This window comes from Bradyrhizobium sp., from assembly GCF_004799445.1.
GTDB lineage: Bacteria > Pseudomonadota > Alphaproteobacteria > Rhizobiales > Xanthobacteraceae > Bradyrhizobium.
In genome coordinates this window covers 1-20,994 of sequence record NZ_SSNA01000083.1, presented here as the reverse complement: position 1 = coordinate 20,994, position 20,994 = coordinate 1, and the positions used below count along the sequence as shown (strand labels likewise).

The 20,994-nt window shown below is 63.6% G+C and carries 16 protein-coding genes; 6 read left to right on the top strand and 10 right to left on the bottom strand.

What is annotated here, in order from left to right:
* Positions 1 to 8 precede the first annotated feature (8 nt).
* From E8A46_RS11325 to E8A46_RS11315, 3 genes are all read left to right on the top strand, one after another.
* Entirely contained in the window at positions 9 to 1,679 is a 1,671-nt protein-coding gene (locus E8A46_RS11325; RefSeq protein WP_291560487.1) for an ATP-binding cassette domain-containing protein, read from the top strand.
* Positions 1,676 to 3,319: an ATP-binding cassette domain-containing protein gene (locus E8A46_RS11320; RefSeq protein WP_291560485.1), complete on the top strand. Its 1,644-nt coding sequence runs from the start codon at positions 1,676 to 1,678 to the stop codon at positions 3,317 to 3,319. The genes E8A46_RS11325 and E8A46_RS11320 overlap by 4 nt, the downstream gene beginning before the upstream one ends.
* Before the next feature lie 86 nt (positions 3,320 to 3,405).
* The gene (locus E8A46_RS11315; protein ID WP_291560483.1) at positions 3,406 to 4,851 is read left to right on the top strand and encodes a hypothetical protein; all 1,446 of its coding nucleotides are present in this window, start codon (positions 3,406 to 3,408) and stop codon (positions 4,849 to 4,851) included.
* Position 4,852: 1 nt separating this feature from the next.
* Here the strand turns inward: E8A46_RS11315 and E8A46_RS11310 are convergent, their stop codons facing one another.
* From E8A46_RS11310 to E8A46_RS11300, 3 genes are all read right to left on the bottom strand, one after another.
* A complete protein-coding gene (locus tag E8A46_RS11310) occupies positions 4,853 to 5,536 on the bottom strand; it encodes a class I SAM-dependent methyltransferase (protein WP_291560482.1) in 684 nt (227 codons plus the stop codon).
* Between the two features lie 10 nt (positions 5,537 to 5,546).
* Positions 5,547 to 6,545, bottom strand: coding sequence for a glycosyltransferase family 2 protein (locus E8A46_RS11305; RefSeq protein WP_291560480.1), 999 nt, complete (start codon positions 6,543 to 6,545; stop codon positions 5,547 to 5,549).
* A gap of 203 nt (positions 6,546 to 6,748) precedes the next feature.
* Positions 6,749 to 8,311, bottom strand: a complete 1,563-nt coding sequence (locus tag E8A46_RS11300) for a hypothetical protein (protein ID WP_291560477.1) — start codon at positions 8,309 to 8,311, stop codon at positions 6,749 to 6,751.
* 354 nt (positions 8,312 to 8,665) lie between these two features.
* On the opposite strand from E8A46_RS11300, the gene E8A46_RS11295 reads away from it, so the two are divergent.
* The 3 genes from E8A46_RS11295 to ccmD all read left to right on the top strand — a co-directional run bounded on the left by E8A46_RS11295 (position 8,666) and on the right by ccmD (position 11,533).
* A complete protein-coding gene (locus E8A46_RS11295) occupies positions 8,666 to 9,646 on the top strand; it encodes a phosphatase PAP2 family protein (protein WP_291560475.1) in 981 nt (326 codons plus the stop codon).
* 691 nt (positions 9,647 to 10,337) lie between these two features.
* On the top strand, positions 10,338 to 11,351 hold the full coding sequence (locus E8A46_RS11290) for a hypothetical protein (protein WP_291560473.1): 1,014 nt from the start codon (positions 10,338 to 10,340) through the stop codon (positions 11,349 to 11,351).
* Positions 11,348 to 11,533, top strand: a complete 186-nt coding sequence (gene ccmD / locus E8A46_RS11285) for a heme exporter protein CcmD (RefSeq protein ID WP_291560471.1) — start codon at positions 11,348 to 11,350, stop codon at positions 11,531 to 11,533. Before E8A46_RS11290 ends, ccmD begins: the two co-directional genes overlap by 4 nt.
* 109 nt (positions 11,534 to 11,642) lie before the next feature.
* Here ccmD and hemA read toward each other — a convergent pair whose 3' ends face one another.
* The 7 genes from hemA to E8A46_RS11250 all read right to left on the bottom strand — a co-directional run.
* Positions 11,643 to 12,872, bottom strand: a complete 1,230-nt coding sequence (gene hemA / locus E8A46_RS11280; RefSeq protein WP_291560503.1) for a 5-aminolevulinate synthase — start codon at positions 12,870 to 12,872, stop codon at positions 11,643 to 11,645.
* A gap of 215 nt (positions 12,873 to 13,087) precedes the next feature.
* Positions 13,088 to 13,573 (bottom strand): cytochrome c-type biogenesis protein, encoded by a 486-nt coding sequence (locus E8A46_RS11275; protein ID WP_291560469.1) that lies wholly within the window; start codon positions 13,571 to 13,573, stop codon positions 13,088 to 13,090.
* Between the two features lie 62 nt (positions 13,574 to 13,635).
* Positions 13,636 to 15,618: a heme lyase CcmF/NrfE family subunit gene (locus tag E8A46_RS11270; protein ID WP_291560468.1), complete on the bottom strand. Its 1,983-nt coding sequence runs from the start codon at positions 15,616 to 15,618 to the stop codon at positions 13,636 to 13,638.
* Between the two features lie 27 nt (positions 15,619 to 15,645).
* Positions 15,646 to 16,119: a cytochrome c maturation protein CcmE gene (gene ccmE / locus E8A46_RS11265; protein ID WP_291560467.1), complete on the bottom strand. Its 474-nt coding sequence runs from the start codon at positions 16,117 to 16,119 to the stop codon at positions 15,646 to 15,648.
* Positions 16,116 to 17,567 (bottom strand): c-type cytochrome biogenesis protein CcmI, encoded by a 1,452-nt coding sequence (ccmI, locus tag E8A46_RS11260; RefSeq protein WP_291560465.1) that lies wholly within the window; start codon positions 17,565 to 17,567, stop codon positions 16,116 to 16,118. The genes ccmE and ccmI overlap by 4 nt, the downstream gene beginning before the upstream one ends.
* A 172-nt stretch (positions 17,568 to 17,739) precedes the next feature.
* On the bottom strand, positions 17,740 to 20,304 hold the full coding sequence (locus E8A46_RS11255; protein ID WP_291560501.1) for an MtrB/PioB family outer membrane beta-barrel protein: 2,565 nt from the start codon (positions 20,302 to 20,304) through the stop codon (positions 17,740 to 17,742).
* Between the two features lie 129 nt (positions 20,305 to 20,433).
* Positions 20,434 to 20,994, bottom strand: a 561-nt coding sequence (locus tag E8A46_RS11250; RefSeq protein ID WP_291560464.1) for a DmsE family decaheme c-type cytochrome, incomplete at its 5' end; no start/stop codon positions are given.

Below are 20,994 nucleotides of genomic sequence, written 5' to 3'. Positions count from 1 at the left end.
AATTGCGAATGATGAAGGATGCACAGCCGACCGGCCACGGCGGGGTCCGACCGCCCGCGCGACGTTCCCGCGAAGCCTCAGTTCAGAGTAGCGCCGCGCTGGATCTGGCCCGCAACATCGGCGCGGCGGGGTTTCGCGCGACACTCTATTGGCAAATCGCGCGAACGCTGTTTCGCATTTTCTTTGCCGGGTCGCTGGCGGCTTTCGCCGGCCGCCTGATCGAGGACGGCACATTCGGCATGGCTGAGTTGATTTTCGCGCTTGCCGGCCTCGTTCTGTCGGGCGCTGCCGGACTTTTCGCCGATCTTCGGGCGGCAGGCAGCGAGGCCGAGCTGGTCGATCGGCTCCGCGCTGCCATTCAGGATACCCTCTCCGGAATGTCGCCCGCTCACATCCGCACCAAACCCGCCGGGGCGCTCATCGCCGGCCTGCAGCGTCACCCTCCTGCACTCGCCAGCCTCGTGATCAGCCACAGCGCCGCGAAATCCCTGCTCGGTATCGCCCCTTTGCTCGTCGCCGCAGCGCTCACCTTGCTGTCATGGGAAGCGGCGCTCACGCTGCTCCTCGCCATCCCCGTGATGGTCGTCTTCTTTGTGATGCTCGGCAGCGTGATCCGCGGCAAGGCCGAGGTCCAGGAGAAGGCCTTCGGCCGCCTCGCCGCACAATTTTCCGACCGCATCCGCACGCTGCCGACCGTCCTCGCCAATCACGCTCTGTCCCGCGAACGCGGCAAGATCGAACGACGGATGAACGTTTACGCGGACAGCACGATGGGCGTACTCAAGGTGGCGTTCCTGAATGCCGGGATCATCGATTTTTTCTCCGCCCTCGCCATCGCCGTTCTCGCGGTGTTCCTCGGGCTAGGCCATCTTGGGCTCGTGCACGTCCCGGGCTTTTCCGGCCTGGCGCTCTGGCAAACCCTGTTCATCCTCATCATCTCCGCGGAATTTTTCGTGCCGTTCCGGCGGTATGCCGAGCTGTATCACGTCAAGGCCGAGGGACAGGCCGCGGCCAAGGAGCTGGACTGGTTTTTCGATCAGCCCGACGCCGCATCAAGCTGTGACGGGAATGGTCCGGCGAAGCCGTTCGTTCCCCAAGGCGCCGGTGACGTGACCGAGCTGCCTTCCTTCGGCCTCGTCGTCGTTTCAGGGCCAAGTGGATCCGGAAAGTCGACCCTGCTCCGCATGCTGGCCGGAATCGAGACGCCATCGTGCGACGTTGCTTCCCTGCCGCAAGTGATGGCGGCCGGATGCGACTGGATATCGACCGAGACTTACGTACCGGCGGGAACGCTCGCCGACGCCATCGCGTGGAATCGTGGCGCCCTTGACCGCGCCGCGGTGCAGCGCGCGGCCGAACGCGTCGGGTTGCTCGATGAAAGGCTGCTGCCGGGCGGGCTCGACGCACCTGTTGCGGAAGGTGGAAGCAATCTGTCCGGCGGTCAGCGCATGCGCATCGGGATTGCCCGAATGCTGCTGTCCGCTGGCGTGGTTCTCGCCGACGAGCCGACGGCCAAGCTCGATCCCCAGACCGCCAGGCTGGTGCGGCGGGTGCTGACGGACGTGGCCGGGCAGCGTCTGGTCGTCGTCGCGACCCACGACGAGGAGCTGATCGAAGCGGCCAGCCGTCATCACGTCCTGCTTCCGCAACGGCAAAACCGGAAGGCTTTTGCCGCATGAGCCTTCATGCCGTCACCTCCAGCGTCGCAGCGACGCTCTCCCCCGCGCCGGCGCGCGGGAAATCGCCGTGGCGGCTGGCCCTGCTGTTTGCCGTCGCAGCGGCAGCTTCCGGCATCCTGCTGACCGGCATCTCGGTCTGGTTCCTCGGTGCGGTTGCGCTGGCCGGACTGGGACCGGCCGCGCTGGTTTTCAATTTTCATACGCCGGCGGCCTTCGTGCGGCTGTTCGCGCTGAGCAAAACCGCCGGAAAATACGGCGAGCGCGTCGTGGGGCATCGCGCCGCCCTGCTCGACCAGGTGAGCCGCCGCGCGCGGCTCTTCACCGCGATGGCGCGGGCGCCCTCAGCCCGCGCCGCGAGCTGGCAGCTTGGCAACCAGGACCGGCTGTCCGATTACATGGAGGACGTGGAAGACGTCGATTACGCACGCTTGCGCGTGGGCATGCCGGCGGTGGTGCTGATGGCCGGACTCGCCGCCTTGATCGGCGCGACCGCGGTGCTGACACCATTCGCCCTCGGGCCGATCGCAGTCGTGTCGGTTGCCGTGGTGGTGACGCTGCGTCGGGCATTGCCGCGGGTAGCCCAATTTTGGACCGTGGCAAGATTATCGCAGCGAGCCGCCGGGCGGCGGCTCGGGGCGGCGCTGGGTTCGGTCGTCCCGCTACAGGCCGAGCGAGCCTTCGCCACCATTCTGGCAAACGCCTTTGCTCGCTTCAATGAAGCCGAAGCCAGCCGGATCGCTCAACGCCGCGCGCTTGCCGTGCTCGATATGATGGCCGGCCTTGCCAGCCCGCTTGCCGCGCTCAGTATTCTGCTCGCAGCGTGGCATGCCGGCTATCGCGGCGGCTCGCTTCTTGTTCCGGCTTTTCTCGCGTTTGGCTGGCTTGCCCTGGGGGAAACGGCACAGGGCGTCTCGCGCATCGTGCTGGGGCGGGTGCGGGAAAATGCCGCCCGCGAGAGCCTCAAGGACTGGACGGTGCCGGGCGGAGACGTTGCGTCGTCGCCGGCTCCAGTTGTGCTGCAGACACTCACGCTGAAGAACGTCCCGCGACAGACGCCGGACGGCCGCTGCCTCGGTGGCGCACTGAACCTGACCTTCCAGGCCGGACGCCCCACCGCCCTGGTCGGCGCAAGCGGATCCGGCAAGACGACCCTGCTCAAGCAGATCGCCGGCTGGATCGGCGCGGACAATCATGGCCAGTTCATTGGCGATAATGTTGTGATGCTCGGCGCCTATCGCCGGGCCGTGTCGCATCTGTGCCTGCACGATGCAGCCATCCTTTCCGATACCATTCGCGAGAACCTGTTCGCGCCCGACGCTTCGGAAACAGAATGCTGGCGGGCGCTCGCAACCGTCGAGCTCAAGGATCGAATTGAAGCTGCGGGTGGTCTTGGTGCCTGGATCAGCCAGGACATGCTGTCCCTCGGCGAAGCGCAGCGGCTAAACCTTGCCCGCGCCCTTCTCAGCGAAAGCCCGGTTGTTCTGCTTGATGAGCCCGTCGAGCACCTGGATTCCGGCCAGGCTTCGCGGCTGCTGAAGGACGTTTTGTCCCGGCTGGCGAACCGGATCGTCATCTATTCAACTCACCACGGCTGCCAGGCGCCTGAAGCCATTCAAATCTCGCTCGGCGCTCGCCGGTAGCGAATGGGCGCCATCGTGAACCGCGGTTGACCGGACGCGGCCAACGGTAAAGGAGAATTAACGCTGCCGCCTTACCTTCGCCCATCATGAGCGATGAGGTCATCCGCAGCACGGCTAAACCGTTCCCGGCGCGTGCGGCGCTGCCCTGGCTGGCGGGCGCGGGCGTCTATGTCCTGCTGCTGGCGCTCGGGCCGCGGCTGCTGAACGATCCGGACAGCTATTCTCATATCGCGGTCGGGCGCTGGATCATGGCACACGGCGCGGTGCCGGCGAGCGACCCGTTCTCCTTTTCCATGCATGGTGCGCCCTGGATCACTTTCGAATGGCTGTCGGAAGTCATCTACGCGGCGGTCTATGCGCTTTCCGGCTGGGCCGGCGTGGTGGCGCTGGCGGCGGCGGCGGTTGCGCTCGCCGTCGGTCTATTGACCCGCTTCCTGCTGCGCGAGCTTGCGCCGACACCGGCGCTGCTCATGGTCATCGCGGCGATGATACTGCTGGCGCCGCATATTCTGGCGCGGCCGCACGTGCTGACGCTGCCGATCATGGTGGCGTGGGCGGCCGCACTGGTGCGCTGCATGGACCGGCGTGCGCCGCCACCCTATTGGGCGCTGCCGCTGCTGGTGCTGTGGGCCAATCTGCACGGCAGCGTGGTGCTCGCGCTCGGGCTGATCGGGCCGGCCGTGCTCGAGGCGCTGCTCGACGAGAAGCGCAGCGAATGGCCGCGCGTGCTGCTGCGCTGGCTGCCGTTCACAGCCCTGGCGGTCGCCGCATGCTGCCTGACGCCCTACGGGCCGGACTCGCTGCTGATGCCGCTCAAGACGCTCGGCCTCGGCCCCGCGCTCGGCTGGATCTCGGAATGGCGGCCGCAGGATTTCAGCCATGTCGGCGCCTTCGAGTTGCTGTTGCTGGCAGGCATCTTCGCGCTGTCGCGCGGGGTGACGCTGCCGGTGGTGCGGGCGCTGGTGCTGCTCGGTCTGATACATTTTGCATTGTCGCAGGTGCGCCATGCGGACCTGCTGGCCATGCTGGCGCCGCTCTATCTGGCGGCGCCGCTGGCGCGGCAGTTTGGCGCGCGGGCCGAGGACGAACCGGCCGGCCCGGCGCGCGGCGTCAACCTGGCGGCCGTGGCCGCGATGATCGTTGCAACCGGACTGCTGCTGGTGCGCGACCTGCGCCCGCCGCCGCACAACACGCCGGCGGCGGCCGTGGCCAATGCGGGTCTCGCCGGGGCGGGGCCCGTGCTCAACGATTATTCGTTCGGCGGCTATCTGATCTTCGCCGGCATTCCCACTTTCATCGACGGTCGCGGCGAATTGTTCGGCGGCCCATTCATCGTGCGCTACAATCGCGACGTGTCGCTGGCCGACCTGCGCGATTTCCTCGAACTGCTCGACCAGTACAAATTCGGCGCGACGCTGCTTGAGGCGGACACGCCGGCGGTGGCGCTGCTCGACCGCCTGCCGGACTGGCAGCGCGTCTACAGCGACGACGTGGCGGTGGTGCACAAACGGCGGGATGCGCCGAAGAAATAGCTCAGGCGGTGCCGAAAACGGCGTATTGCGCGCCGAGCGGCACGTTGCTCAGAGCGCCTTCCACGACACGCGCGGGCTTCGCCTCCCAGGGCAACAGCAGGAAATAGCGCGCGCCGATCTCGTGCAAGCCGCCGGCCGCCAGCAGTTTCCGCGCCTTGCCGGCGCCGAGCAAGACCGCGTCGCGGTCGAATTCGCAGCGCGACACGGCAAGCCGGGTCAGCGGATTGAGCGGATTGTGCTCGATGACGCAGATCAGTCCCCCGGGCCGCAATACGCGCCGCATCTCGTTGATGAAATGCTGCCATTGGGCGGGGGCGACGTGGTGCAGCACGCAGATCGCGGTCACCAGATCGAAGCCGGCGTCGTCGAACGGAAAGCTGCTGCCGTCGAAACCCTGGTAGTCGACGTCGCGGTTGTCGGCGCGCGCCTGCGCGATGCTGGCCGAGGAAACGTCGATGCCGCTGAGGCGGCCGACCATACCGCGCAACAGGGGATGAAAACTGCCGACGCCGCAGCCGACATCGAGCATGGCGGGCTTTTCCGGCCCGAGCCGCCGCGCGATCAGGTCGCGCAGCAGGTCGGCCTTGGCGCGCATGAAGAAACTGTGCGGCAGGCCGGAGAAGTCGATCGAGGACTGGACCACGTCGCGGTAGTTGCTGCGGTAGCTGTCGAACAGCTCGGTCATGCGGGCTCGCTTATTCGTGCACGGCGTGGATCGAAGGGCGCGCGGGCACGGCCTGCTCGCGCTCGAAGCCGAGCCGCTTCTGCACCACATAGAGCGGGCGGCGCTTCACCTCGGCATGGATGCGGCCGACATAAAGTCCGACGATGCCGGTCATCAGCATGTTCATCCCACATAGCAGCGACACGATGACGATCGTCGAGGACCAGCCGGCGACCAGATGGCTGTCGTTGCTCATCCACAATATCAGCACCCAGCCGCCATAGAGCAGCGCCAGGCCCGACACCACGAGCCCACACCAGACCGCCAGCCGCAACGGCGCGTCGGAAAAGCCGAGCGCCGCGTTGAGCGCCAGCCGCGCCATCTTGAACAGCGGATATTTGGTTTCGCCGGCGGCGCGCTCGAGGCGATGGAAAGTCACTTCGGTCTGACGGAAGCCGAGCCAGGCGATCATGCCGCGCACGAAGCGGTCCTGCTCCGGCATCTGGCGCAGCGCGTCGAGCACCTTGCGGTCGATGAGGCGGAAGTCGCCGACGTCGGCCGGGATGCCGACCGAGGATATGCTGTCGAGCAGCCGATAGAACAAATGGGCGGTGGCGCGCTTGAACCGGCTTTCGCCGGCGCGCGTCAGGCGGCGCGCATAGACGACGTCGTAGCCTTCCTGCCACTTGGCGATCAACTGCTCGACGATCTCGGGCGGGTCCTGCAGATCGGCATCCATGACGACGATCGCCTGGCCTTGCGCCGCGTCCATGCCGGCGGTGATAGCGACCTGGTGGCCGAAATTGCGCGACAGGCCGATATAGCGGAAGCGCGGGTCGCGCTTGGCGAGCGCCTGCAGCACCAGGGGGCCGGAATCGCTGCTGCCGTCATCGACGAGGATCGCCTCCGCCGGCTCGGAAAGCCGGGCGAGCAGCAGATCGAGCCGGTGCAGCAGCACCGGCAGCACGGCTTCCTCGTTGAACACCGGAATCACGATGCTGTAGCTGATCGGCTTGGAATCGGCCGCCATTTGAGAGGTTCCACTCCGTTGAATGGGCCGGAGTCTAGACCGCCGATAGTTAAGGCGGCCTTGCCGCAACCGTTAAGGAGGGGCCCTTTTCGGGCGGTTTGGCCGGTTTCAGGCGCGATGGGATCGACAGCCGGATGGCCTGATTCTGGCCGATCGTGCGGCGCTCGCAGACGCGGAGGATCGTCGGCTGGCACAGCCCTGAACTAGGGCGTGCGGCGGATCTTGTAGAGAACAAAGCGCGCGGACCTGTCCAATTCCTCCAGCAGGTCCGGCAGCGGGTTCACCGTGCCCGGACCGAGCACATAGAGATAGTCGTAGTCGCGCTGCCAGGCGCGGATGAAAGGCGGGATGCCGGAGAGCGTTTGGCCCGCCGCGATCGCGGCAAGCACCCGGACCGGCACCGGCCCGCCATAGGGGATGGCGAGACCGCGGACGGCGGCGCGCGGCTGCACCGGCTGCTTGCCCACCTCGGTGAACACGTTCGGCACAAAGGCGTTGGCGTAGTGCACCGCCAGCGTCGGAGCATAAAACATGGGATATTGCGTGAGGTCGTTGAACGGCGGATCTTCGCCCTCGCCGCTGCTGCCGACCAGCAGCAGCGAACCGCGCTCGATCTTGTCGAACGACGCGATGATGGCCGCATAGTCCGCGCGATAAGGTAGCCAGACCGCATACACCACAGTGAGATTGGCGAGCGTGATGGCGCTGACCGCGGCGAGCGCCGCCATGGTCCACCGCCGGCTGGGCAGCGACAGCGAGCAGAACGCCGGAATGATCAGGGCCGCCGCCGGGATCACCCGCAGGTCGACAAACGAGGTGCCGAAAAGCTTCGACGGGATCGCAAGATATAGAAGGGCAAAGCCGATCGCGAGCCAGATCCCGGCCGGTTCGAGCTTCAGAACGCCGCGTCTGGCCGCGAGATGCAGCAACGCGACCAGCGCCAGCGCAGTGGCCGCCGACACTGTCAAATTGTAGCCGTTCATGATGCGAAACAGCCAGAGCGGCTTGAATTCAAACAGCCAGGTCGTGCCCTCGCTTCCGATCGATCCGGCGGTCCATCGCATGACCCAGAACAGCGCCAGCGCCGGCGCGGCGAGCACCACGAGCCGCAAGGCGGCGTCACGGTACGGCACTTTCCGGTTGTGGGCGTGCCACAGCTCATAGCACCCGAGCGTCGCGCCATAGACGCCCAGCGAAAAGAAATGCGCCGCAAACAGCGCGGCGACGAAAACCGCGTTGACGACGAAACGCAGCGGCCATGCGCGCTCCGCCACCATCAGATAGGCGGCGATGCCCCAGAGCGTGAGGCCGAGACCGAATTCGAAATTCACAAAGCCCCAGCTAAACGGCAGGCAGTAAAGAAACATCAGCGCCGCGAAGCCGGCGAGATGGACCCGCCCCTTCACGACCCGTTCGAGCCCGAGCGCGCCGCCGACGATCAACAATTGGCTCAAGAGCAGAAACAGCCGGGTGGCGTTTTCGACGCTGATCAGCCGCGCCATCTGCGGCACCAGCAAATCCATCGCCAGATTGGGATAGAGCGCCCAGGCCACCTCGTAATACGGGTTGGCATCGGGCGTGCCGTTCTGGCTCAGAAGATACATGCGGGCGAGGTGATTGGGAAAATCGACCATCGCCGGAATCGGCGTCAGCAGCACGGGCAGAAGCGAGGCGGCGGCCAGCAGCGCGAAGACCACCATCGCCACGGACCGATCCGAGCCAGCGCGCGCCCAGGCCGTCATGACCTGCCAATCGGAGGAAACCATGTCATCGGACCGCCGGATCAAAGCTATCCCCCGGCGACTGCACATCGACTCGGGCCACACCACGCAATAGAGCCATGACCGATAAAATCCAACCCATTCTTGACAAGTTTTGCGATGCGCCGGTGTCTGCGGCGCCGCGTTGGCGGCCTTATTTTCCAGCTTGGTGCCCCTTGGGCGGCGATCGTCGAGCGAGACGGCCTCGCCCGAAAGGCCTCTCCGCAGTGTTTACGCGATGAATTAACGGAGGTGCAATTTTAGGCGGTTAGGGTGACCGCGCGGTCAAGGCGTCGAGAGGGCCGAGGCCGCTTTATCGCGGGCAATAAGCGGCTCCCATTCGGTCAATCGGACACTTCGATGATGGACACAGGTTCTGACAAACTCAAGCACGCGGATCGTGCGATCTGGATCGTCATCGCGGGCGTGGCGGGGGCCGTGTTGATCTCGTCGGCGCTTGGACCTTTCCAGATCGAATGGGCTTCGTTCCGGAAAGCCGCTCTCGCTGTGGCCGTGCTGATATCGGCGAGCTGGTTTTATTCGGCGATCAGAAAAGACACGCCTCTTGCGGACGCGCTGATGAGCGCGGCGCAAATTATTGCGTTTGCCGCGGTTGGCGCCCCGCTGTCGTACCTCGGCGCGAGCGCGGCATTTCCGCTGTGGGATAGTAGCCTTGCCGCCCTGGACCATCGTCTCGGCCTGGAGTGGATGGCGTGGCTTGCGATCATGAACACCGTGCCGTTGCTGCATGCGATCCTGGCGGCTGCCTATGCCAGTTTTGCGGTGCAGACAACCGCCGTTGTCATTGTTCTGGGTGTCGCCGGACATGCCTTGCGACTGCGCATTTTTATTCTGAGCTTTATACTGTTGACGCTTGTTACCATCGCCATTTCAGCGGTCATGCCGGCGCAAGGCGTTTGGGGCTATTTGCATCTGTCCGCGCTGGATTCTCCCGCCATCGTCCCGATCACGCGGGATTTGCCGCTTCCGGCGTTCTTCGGGTTGCGCGACGGCACCCTTCGGCAACTGGTGGCGGAGGGCGCGGAAGGCATCATCAGCTTCCCGAGCCTGCATGCCGCGCTCGGGCTTCTGTTTGCTTTCGCGCTGTGGCCGGTCAGATATGTTGGCTGGATCGCCGCCCTGCTCAATCTTGCGATGATCGCGGCAACGCCGGTGGACGGCAGCCACTATTTTTCGGACGTGATCGCGGGTCTGGCCATCGCCGTCCTGAGCTGGATTGCCGTGAGACACATTTTGACCCGGATCGGGTTGCCCCGCACGCACTGGCTGCTGGCCACGAAAGTTCGTGAAAATGTGACGAACACGCCCGCGCTCACCTAAAAAAGAGTAGTCGATATTCTGACGAGAAGTTCAAAAGCAGCGCATAAGGTTCCGACAATTACGCCCAAATCCTTGCAAGTCTCTGCGAAATTCTTGACGAATGACCGGGCACGCCCTGCGGAATCGCGGCGCTCCCGAGACGCTTTGCTTTTTTGGAGTCGCATAGGACATACCTCTTCCGTGGCGCAAAACAGCATTGCGCGCGAACCGGCAGCTTTGTCGGATTTGGTACCCTGAAGGGCCGCCTCTAAAAGCGATTCGAAACCGCCTTCTTGAAGAGAAGTATATTGCGCCTTGTTTCCCGCAACGAAAATGATTCACTGCGGGTGCCGGCAAAAACAACTTGGCGCTCGTCAATTCGGTCTGCCAGTTTCGTGCGAAATCGCAAGCTTTTGAATTTGCTGGTAGATTCAAAATGCCGAGCCGCTGCCATGTTTCGCGCGAATGTCTAAAATAAATTCATAAATTGTTTACGTTTCGGCGCGCGGAGGGGAAATTTCCAACAACCGTTCGCCGCTATGCCGATAAGTGACTACGCAGGCGCGATTTTTTTTGCTCGTCGAGCAAGAGTAATCCTTGTGTCGTTGAGCTTTTTCCCGCCTTCGACCCTAGCGTTGAAATGATCGCAAGTTGCCGATTGGCGCGCTATAAGCGGCCCGGCCTCAAGTCGCAAATGCAGGGATTTCATTGGATGATGGTTAGATCGATTCCCTGGGCCATTTGCATGGTCCTGTTCGTCACCCACGTCCAGGCGGCCGGCGTGACTGACCTCAAGGCCGCCACCGCGGCGGCTGAAAAGGGCAGCAGCGACGAAGCCATCCAGCTGTTTACCCAGGCGCTGGCCGCCGGCGACCTCTCGGCCGACGATCAACTCAGCGCCCGTATCGGCCGTGGACGGGAATATTCGGCCAAGAGCCTGATCGCCGACGCCTTCGACCGGCACGACGACGGGCATCGCCTGCGCGACAACGCGATCGCCGACTTCTCGGTCGTGCTCGGCGTGAAGCCCGACGACGCAAGCCTTCGCATCGACCGCGGGCAAAACTACCACATGAACCAGCAATTCGATCTGGCGATCGCCGATTTCACTGCGGCATTGAAACTCAATTCTACGCCTTCGACCCTGGTGCAGCGAGCGGCAAGCGAGCGTGCCAAGGGCGCCTATGACGAGGCCATCGCGGACTGCGGCGCGGCCCTGGCCAGCGATGTCCGGGACGCCAACCTCGACCCCTGGGATATCTACAACGAACGCGGTTACGCCGAATTCCTGGCTGCCCGTTATGATGCCGCCGCCGCCGACTTCGACAAGGCGCTGGCGCTGGGGGCGAGTTCGCGGGCCGACGACGTGTTGTGGCTTCCCTACCAACTGGCCTGGCTGCACATCGCCCATGCGCGGGCGGGCCGCAATGATGCCGAAGAACTCGGAAAGCTTGCCGGCAAGGTCAACCTGAAGCAGTGGCCGGGAACGCTGATTGCGTTTTTCCTGGGCCAGATAAGGCTGGAGGAGGTCTCGGCCGCCTCGAGCCACGGAACCATGGGACGCGGCCGCGAATGCAATCTGTCGCTGTTCGCTGGCGAGGATGCGCTGGCAAAGCGCAATGACGAGCAGGCCCGAAAGCCGATGCTGCGGGCCCGCGAAGTGTGCAACATTCACACCTTGCAGTATCTCGTGGCCGGTGCCGAACTGGACCGGATCAAGAAATGATATCGGACCTCGGCCCCTACGCGGCCTTCATCGTGACGTCCTATTTGCTTGTGACAGTGGTCGTGCTGATGCTGATCGGCTGGATCACGGTCGACTATCGCCGCCAGCAGCGACATCTGCGCGAGCTCGAAGCCGGCGGCGTCGTCAGGCGCTCCGCGCGCAGCACAACGGACATGAGATGAGCGAACCTTCGACAACGGGTGCAAGCCAACGAACCCTGCGTGCTCAAGGTCGAGATTGAAAAAGGTGCTGGCGCAGTAGCGCCCGCCCAAGCTGTCGCATCAAACGGGATTATTCCGCGGCGAGAACCCGCGGCTGTCGCGGCAGCTTCAGCTGATCCCAGACATCCACCAGGGCTTCGGCGAGGCGGTCGATCAAGGCGTCGTCGTGATAGGGCGACGGCGTGATCCGCAGCCGCTCCATGCCCCGGGGCACCGTCGGATAGTTGATCGGCTGGATATAGATGCCGTGTTCCGACAGCAGCAGGTCGCACGCCATCTTGCATTTCTCGGGGTCGCCGACATGCAGCGGAACGATGTGGGTGTCGCTCTGCATCACCGGAAGCCGCGCGGCGTTGAGCACAAGCTTCAGGCGCGCGGCCCGGTCCTGGTGGCGATCACGCTCCCACTGCGACGACTTCAGATGCCGGATCGCCGCCGTTGCCGCGGCGCAGACCGCCGGCGGCAGCGCGGTGGTGAAGATAAAGCCCGGCGCATAGGAACGCACGGCGTCGATCAGATTTGCATTAGCGGCAATATAGCCGCCGAGACAGCCGAAGGCCTTGGCCAGGGTGCCTTCGATGATGTCGATACGCCCCATGGCGCCGTCCCGCTCGGCGATGCCACCGCCATGCGGCCCATACATGCCGACGGCGTGAACCTCATCGACATAGGTCAACGCGCCGTAGCGCTCGGCGAGATCGCAGATGCGATGCAGCGGCGCGACGTCGCCGTCCATCGAGTACAGGCTCTCGCACAGGATCAGTTTCGGCCGCCCGGCGTCCGCCTCGCGCAGCAATTGCTCGAGATGCGCCATATCGTTGTGGCGCCACACCTGCTTTTCGGAGCCGGATTTGCGCACGCCCTCGATCATGGAATTGTGGTTGAGCGCGTCGGAGAGCAGCAGGCAGTTCGGCAACAGCTTGGCGATCGTGGAAATGCCGGTCTCGTTCGAGACGTAACCCGAGGTAAAGACCAGCGCGGCCTGCTTGCCGTGCAGGGTGGCAAGTTCGCGCTCGAGCTCGATCAGCGGATGGTTGGTGCCGGCGATATTGCGCGTGCCGCCAGCTCCGGTGCCCATCCGCGCGGCGGTCTCGACCATCGCCCCCACCACCTTCGGATGCTGCGCCATGCCGAGGTAATCGTTCGAGCACCAGATCACCACGTCCTTCGGGCCATCCGGCGAATGCCAGATTGCATGCGGAAATCGGCCTGCCAGACGCTCAAGATCGGCAAAAACCCGGTAGCGGCGCTCGTCCCGAAGCTGGTTCAAGGCCGAATCGAAAAAGACGTTGTAGTCCATCATGCTTGCTGTCCCCCAGGATCCTCTGACAGGCCTGTCCGCCGCTTCATCCCATTACTAGAACCGAGATCCGGAACCATTGCCTTGATCCAGATCAGGAATCAGGTTCGCCGCCTGGAGCGAGATGACTTTTCGTTGAATCGTCATCTCGCTCTATCTTTTTGTTTGAGCACGATCTTTTCGGAAAACCGCTGCCCACTTTCCCGGATCATGCTCTAGGCCTCATCCGGTTGCGACCGCTGGATGGCGTTCAGCTTCCGCCGCTCGCCTTCGCTGAGCTGTGCAACCTCGGGCAGCGGGGTACCGGCGGATCGGCGCAGCACCGAAAAGCCGATCGCAAACAAGCCGATGAACAATATCGTCAATGGCGCTGCCCACAGGATCGCCGTATGCCAGTTCACCCGGGGTTTCAGCAGCACGAACTCGCCATAGCGGGCCACCATGAAATCCACCACCTGGGTGTCACTGTCGCCGGCCTTGAGCCGCTCGCGCACCAACAGGCGCAGGTCGCGCGCCAGCGGCGCCTCGGAATCGTCGATCGACTGGTTCTGGCACACCATGCAGCGCAGTTCGCCCGAGATGTCGCGGGCGCGGGACTCCAGTGCGGGATCGGGCAGAATTTCGTCGACCTGCACGGCATGAAGCGGCGTGGCGCCGAGAAGCGCCAATATCACCAGAAGAAAACGAACGCTCCAGACCATTCGACGTCCTTCAAGCCGGGCCACGCCTGGCCGCGGCGCAACCACCCCGGTCGGGGAGAAAATCATTCCGCCGGCTGCGCCAGCATCCGCGACGCCGGCTTCGGCGCGCCGATCCGCAATCTGCGGTCCGACAGCGACAGCGCGCCGCCCAGCGCCATCACCAGCGCGCCGAGCCAGATCAGCAGCACCAGCGGCTTGTGGTACAGCCGCAGCGCGATCGAGCCGTCGGCGTTGCTGTCGCCGAGCGAGAGATAAAGCTGGCTGACGCCGCGCGTCAGCAGCGCGGCCTCGGTGGTCGACATGCCGTCGCGCGACGGAAACACACGCTTCGACGGCTCCATGACGCCGATCACCGCGCCGCCCTTGCGCACGGTGAAGCGTGCGGCGGTTTCGCGGTAGTTCGAGCCGTTGCGGCTCGTCATGCCGTCAAAAGTGAGATCGTAGCCGCTGATGGAAACCGTTTGCGTCGGCTTCAGCGCGATGATGCGCTCGCTGCCCCAATTGGTTGCGAAAACAAGGCCGAGCAGCGTGATGCCGAGCGCAAAATGCGCGACCGCCGTTCCCCAGGCCGAGCGCGGCAATCCGGCCGCGCGCCGCCCGATGATTTCGAGCGACATGCTGCGCAGGTCGAGGCGTTCGGCGATATCGGTGACGGCGCCCGCCATCACGAACAGGGCCAGTCCAATTCCGAACGGCGCGAACACCGCCTTGGTGCCTTCGAACGCGAAGGTCGCCGCAAGGCCAACCATCGCGATGGCGCACGCCGCGAGCAGGCGCTGCGCCACCCCGTAGAGATCGCCGCGCTTCCAGGCCAAGAGAGGCCCGAACGGCACCGCCACCAGCAACGGCACGAACAGCGGCCCGAAGGTAAGATTGAAGAACGGCGCACCGACCGAAATCTTGTCGCCGGTGAGCATCTCAAGCACCAGCGGATAGAGCGTTCCGACGAACACGGTGGCGCAGGCGGTTGCCAGAAACAGGTTGTTAAACACCAGCGCGGCTTCGCGCGAGATCGGCGCGAACAGGCCGCCCTGCTTGAGCAGCGGCGCGCGCCAGGCAAACAGCGACAGGCTGCCGCCGATGAACACAATCAGGATTATCAGGATGAAAAGGCCGCGCGCGGGATCGTTCGAGAAGGTATGGACCGAGGTCAACACACCCGAGCGCACCAGGAAAGTGCCGATCAGCGACAGCGAGAAGGTGAGGATGGCCAGCAGGATGGTCCACACCTTGAGCGAATTGCGTTTCTCCATCACCACCGCCGAATGCAACAGCGCCGTGCCGGCAAGCCAGGGCATCAGGGAAGCGTTCTCGACCGGATCCCAGAACCAGAAGCCGCCCCAGCCGAGTTCGTAATAGGCCCAATAGGAGCCCATCGCGATGCCGAGCGTCAGGCACATCCAGGCGAGCAGCGTCCACGGCCGCACCCAGCGCGCCCACGCCGCATCGATGCGGCCTTCGATCAGGGCCGCCACGGCGAAGGAGAAGGCAATGGAGAAGCCGACATAGCCGAGATAGAGCATCGGCGGATGCACCGCGAGACCGAAATCCTGCAGGATCGGGTTGAGATCGCGGCCCTCGACCGGCACCTCGGCCAGCCGCCGGAACGGATTCGAGGTGAAGAGAATGAAAAGGTAGAACGCGGACGCGATCCAGGACTGTACCGCCAGCACATTGGCCTTGAGGCTCCCCGGCAGATTGACGCCGAACACCGCCACCAATGCGCCAAAGATGGCGAGGATCAGCACCCACAGCAGCATGGAGCCTTCATGGTTGCCCCAGACGCTGGTGAACTTGTAGATCAGCGGCATCTGGGAGTGCGAATTCTCGAACACATTGGCGACCGAGAAATCCGAGGTCACGTAGCAGAAGGTGAGCGCGCCGAAAGCCAGCGCGACGAAGGCAAATTGCGCCAGCGCCGTCGAGTCGGCGAGCTTCATCAGCGCCATATCGCCCTTGCGCGCGCCCATCACGGGCGACCACGACTGGATCAGCGCCAGCGCGAGCGCGAGAATCAGCGCGTATTGACCGAGTTCGGCGATCATGGCGATAGCTCCAGATTCACTTTAGATTCACTTTGCAGTTCCCTTGGCCGCAACTGCGTTTGGCGCCGAGGTCTCCTGCCAGTGACCCTGTTTCTTCAGGGTCTCGACGACCTCGCGCGGCATGTAATTTTCGTCGTGCTTGGCGAGCACGGTTTCGGCCTTGAAGGTCCCGCCCGGCTCGACGTGCCCCTCGGCGATGACGCCCTGCCCTTCGCGGAACAGGTCGGGCACGATACCCTGGAAGCTGACCGGAATGTCCTTGTTGCCGTCGGTGACCTCAAAGCGGACCTGCAGATTGTCGCCGCGTTCCAGGCTGCCCATCTTCACCATGCCGCCGAGGCGAACCCGCTTGCCCGGCGCGGCCTTGTTCTCGGCGATGTCGGTCGGCGAATTGAAAAACACAATCGATTCGCGCAGCGAGCCGAGGATCAGCGCCACCGCGAAGGCGAGCACGCCGAGGCTTGAGCCGATCAGGATGAGACGCCGCTGTTTCCGTGTCATGAGCCTTCCAGTCCGAGTTCTTTGGTCAGCTCGCCGATGCGGCGCAGATTGTCGCTGTTGCCAGCGAGCGCGCCGCGGGCACTGGCAGCGGCGGCCAGCGCCTTGTCGCGTTCGCCGAGCACCGAATAGGCCTTGATCAGGCGCAGCCATCCGTCAACGTCGGAGCCGTTCTCCGCCATGCGCTGGGCAAGCCGCGAAACCATGCTCTCGATCATGCCGTTGCGATCGGCCGGCGCCATCTGCGCGGCGGCGGCGACCTGGCTCGCGTTCGGACCCGGCGTCGCGACGTTGGCCGCCGATGGCGCCGGTCCGTTTGCGCCGCGACCGGCGGCATCGGAAACGGCTTCGGTTTCCAACCCCTGAAGACCCTGCCCCAGACGTTGCAGCGCTTCCTGATCGCTGGCCAGCGCGGCCTGCGCCTCGGCGATCGCCGCCTTGGCCTTCTCGGTCTTTCCCAGCGCCCGATAGGAGCGCACCAGCTGGATCCAGCCGGGGACATCGGAACCATTGGTTTTCAAACGCTCGGCCAGCCGCGCGACCATCGCCTCGATGGCGCCGTCACTGTGATCGGCAGGTGCTGCAACGGCCGGCTGGGCGCCGGCAACGACTGACGGGCCCTTCTCGTCGACCTGCGCCAGCGCATTCCTGACCATCGGCAGCCATTCGGCGCCCTCACCTGCGCCCGAGATCAGGGCGGTCCATCGCCGCACGGCCTCATCCCGGCGGCCTTCCTGCTTGGCGTTGAGCCCGAGATAATATTGCGCCATCACATCTTGGGGATCAGCGGCGTTGGCGCGCTGGAACAGTTCTTTGGCCTCCGCGGTCACCACGCCATTGGACGCCACTGTGATAGCTTCACCGAGATCGCCCAACCGCGCGGCGTCCGGACCGAATATCTCCAGCGCGTTGCGCCGCGCCGTGACCGCATCGTCGAAGCGTCCGAGACGGAGATAGACGGGCGCCAGCAACTCCCAGCCCTTGCCGTTCTTGGGATTGGCCTCGAGATATTTCTCGACCTCGGCGACGGTCTGCTCGATCCCCTCCGGAAGCGGTTGCCCGTTGGCTTCCGCGTTCATCGAAACCGGAACGAAATTCGGCGATCCCACCGACAAATAGATGGCGCCGGCGCCGAGCGGCAACAGCACGATGGCGGCGGCGAGCGTCGCACGGCGGTAGCCCCGCGCCGGGCCGGGCGCCGCGACCACGGTTGCGGCCTTCGCGGTCTCTGCTGCCGCGATCAGGCGGCGTGAAACTTCGATCCGAGCCGCCTCAGCCTCGACGTTGCCGATCAGGCTGGCCGTCTCGTCGCGGTTAATCTCGTCCAGCTGGTCGCGATAGACTTCAATATCGCTGCCCGAGCGGACAGACTTCTGCCGCCGCGCCAGCGGCCACCAAACAGCGATGACGGCGCCTGCCGTCATCAATGTCAAAATAGGCCAGAGAATCATCAAGTTACTTTACTGAGGGGCTGCCTGGGGCAGCCCTGTTTGCAGGACCTGCGGTCTGGATACCAAGTGGGCAGAAGCCAGCCTTGACCTAAATCAGACGTTGGTCAATGGCGCGCCGATCGGGCGCCGCGCCAAGCAGTGCATCGTGATCCCGCCTTGCCGATGGCGGAACCTACCAGGCCCAGGCGATCGTGCCGCCGAGCATATGGACGTTATAGTTGGGATTGTTCCCCGCCAAGGCCTGATAGAAGGCGACCTGTGACTGCATCAGGGTCTGGTACATATAGGGCTGCATCAAGTCGGTGTTCCAGTTGGTCACGCTGTTGCGCTCCCAGGCGTAACGAAGCTTGAGCGAGACGCCACCCGTCCAGCCCAGACTGTGGACCAGGTCCGGATCGAGTGTGTACTTCGCATTCGCCTCCAGTCGCTGGAAGGTCGTCGTAACATCCGGGAATTGTCCGGCCGCGATATTGTTTCCGAGCGCGTTTGAAATGACCGGTCCGGTTCCATCCTGCATGAATAGCGGAGAAGAATTCTTGCCCATCGACAGGGTGTAGTTCAGACCCAGTTCAACCCGCTGCGGAATGACGGCATAGTTCACGCCGAAGATGAAGGTATTCACCCTGTCGCTGATGCTCGAGGAATAGGATTGGCAGTTATATGTGGCGGTGACGCCGATCCCATTCGGGCTGGTGTTGGGACAGATATACGACGTAGCGGCCGTATACGGGGCAAGGTTCGTACTCGACACGAGTTGCTGCTGGTTGCGCTGCTCATTCATATACGAGAACAGGAACCTGAGGTCGGGCGTGGTGGCATAGGCCAGCTCGACCCCGACGGCCGTTGAATTGTCCTTGGTCAGACCGAGCTCGTTCTGGGTCAGGAGAAACCCGTCGTTACGGATGTTGATCGTCGGCGTGACCGTGAAATTGCGAATCACATCGATATCGATCTGGAATTTGGCCTGGCTGCGGTTGCGATCGTCGAGATAGAACTGCCGATAGGCCTCCGAGTAGTTGGTGGAGTTGGGGAACGGGGTCAACACGGTTGTTCCCGGCTGCCCGAAATTCTTGTTCGGCACCGGCCATTGGAACATGCCGACATTGCCGAGATAGTCGTAATCGCCTGCACGGCGTTCGCCATAGGACGCGCTTGCCCGAGCCGTGACCCAGCTGGCGGGTTTCCAGTCCGCGTAGAACTTGACGGTGTTTTCAGTCGTGGCAGCGGCGTCGAAGCGTGTAAAATCGTAGTGCTCCACACCATAGGAGGCGCCGAGATTGACCGAATTGACCGGTCGATAGGTCGCCTCGGCCGCACCGTTCTGCTTGATATAGCCGACCATCAGCGGATTCACCGGGGCGTAGCTATTCGTGGTCGTTTTCGCCGAGGTGGCGTCCGCGATGATCCAGTCGCTGATTTGTAACTGTGGCGTCTGGTTGTCGTAATCGTAATAGCGGTAGCTGACTTTCGTTTTCAGATCCGAGGTGACCTGGGTGGTGACGACGTTGTTGATCAGCAGCGTGTTGATCGACCCGTTCAGGCTCTGCGCCGGAAGTGAGGCAAGTGAATTCCCGGGGACCCCCGTACCGGTGGTCGTGAATTTTTGGGTTACCGGATTCCATACCGCGTTGGGGAAGAGGTTCACGCCCGGGTTGATCGTGAACGGCAGAAACTGATCGTTCTGCCGCATCCCGCTGTAAGAAACCGTTCCCATGTAGCGGCTGTTGACCGGCAAATCCGCGCCGAAGGTACCGGTGATCCCGTTCATCTGGTTGCTGGGCGGTGTCGACATCTGCGCAAGGGGAGCCGTCGCAGTTGTTCCCGCTCCCGCACATGCGCCGGTGAATCCGGTGTCACAGAACGGATTCTGGACCGTGTAGCCGGAGAAGTCGTCCGTGTAGACGGAGCCGTTATAGCCGACCATCGCGTTGAACTTCTGTCCCCACGCGGACGTGCCGATGTACTCGCCATTCACGCCGAAGTTCTGGGTCCTGTCCGAGACCGGCTTGGCGACATCAACACGAGAGCCGGTGTTCGTGGCCGTGAAGAGAACGCTGTCGACCTGACTTCCGGTTCTCCGCATGTTGGAGTAGTTGGCTTTGATGTCCCAGTTGTCGGTCGGCGTGTAGCGATAATCGACCGACGCCGTATCGCGCAAAATTCCGATATCGGTGGGGTGCACATTCTGATTGATGATGGTGCTGACGGCGGCCGCCTTGGTATTGAAGGCAGTGACTCCAGCCGGCGTATTGAAGACCGTCGGCCAGCCCGCCCCACCCTGGGTAAACATCTGGTGGCCGATATTCGGATTGGCCAGCGTCAGCGCGTTGCCGTTTGTATTGAACAGGGTACTGGAACTGGTGCTGTAGACGTGGGGGGTCTGGTCCCACTCCAGGTTCAAATACTGTTCGCCGGCCTTTGACAAATAGGCGTTATAGGCCTGATCCCTGTAACCAGGGTTGAAGCCCCAGGCGTCGATTTCATAGAGGCCATTCCGGCTCCCGGTGGCAACGTTGAAGTCGCCAAACGGCCCCGGCCTCAGATCGCGGTATTCGTAGAACTTCGCGAGACTGCCCTGGCCGTTGACGATGTGTCCGCCGTAGGTCGGATCGTTGAGGAAGCCGCGGCCGCCGAGCTCCACAAAGCCATGCGTCCACCAGGGGAGTTCGACCGCCGGCGGCGGCGCCTTGAGCGCGATGTCGGCATCGGCCGCAAGTGCACCTTGCATCGGCGCCATGCCGATCAAGAGGGCCCCAGTTGCGCAGGTAAGAAGTACGCCAGATCGCGGTTTCATTTTAGCCCCCCAGTGGGCGTTAGTTTCGAGTCGAACGGTAGTCGGTGGTTCGTTCGTTCAGTACGGTCGGCTTTACCGGTGGAGGAGCGCTCCTGACGGGCTGTTGGTGCCATGAACCTGCGTGTGGCAGTTGTTACAGGCGCGTCCCATGATCTGATAACTGTTGGGCCCGGCACTCGGAGCATGGCCAAACCCGTGGCACTGCGTGCAAAGCCGTGGCCGCGAAACCTTCAGCAGGAACTCGTTGATCGAGCCGTGCGCGTCGTGACAGTTCAGGCAATTTTCCCGAACCGGCGTGTGTTCGAACAGGAACGGTCCGCGCTTTTCGGCATGACACTTGTAGCAAGTCTCATTGATGGTAGCGGTCCGCAGCAGCGCCTCATTCGCCGTGCCGTGCGGCTGATGGCAGTCGGAGCAGACCATCTTGCCTTCGCGCAGCGGCATGTGCGACGAGCGCGCCATTTGCGCACGCCGGTCCTTGTGGCACTGGAAGCAGGTCTCGGGCTCGTAAACCGTCTTGAGCTGGAATTTCTGCGACACGCTCCGCATGATGGTGTGGCAATTGGTGCAGGCCACGTTGCGGACTTCATGCGTACTGCCGCTCCAGTAGGTCCGGTCGCCCCGTTCGTGGCA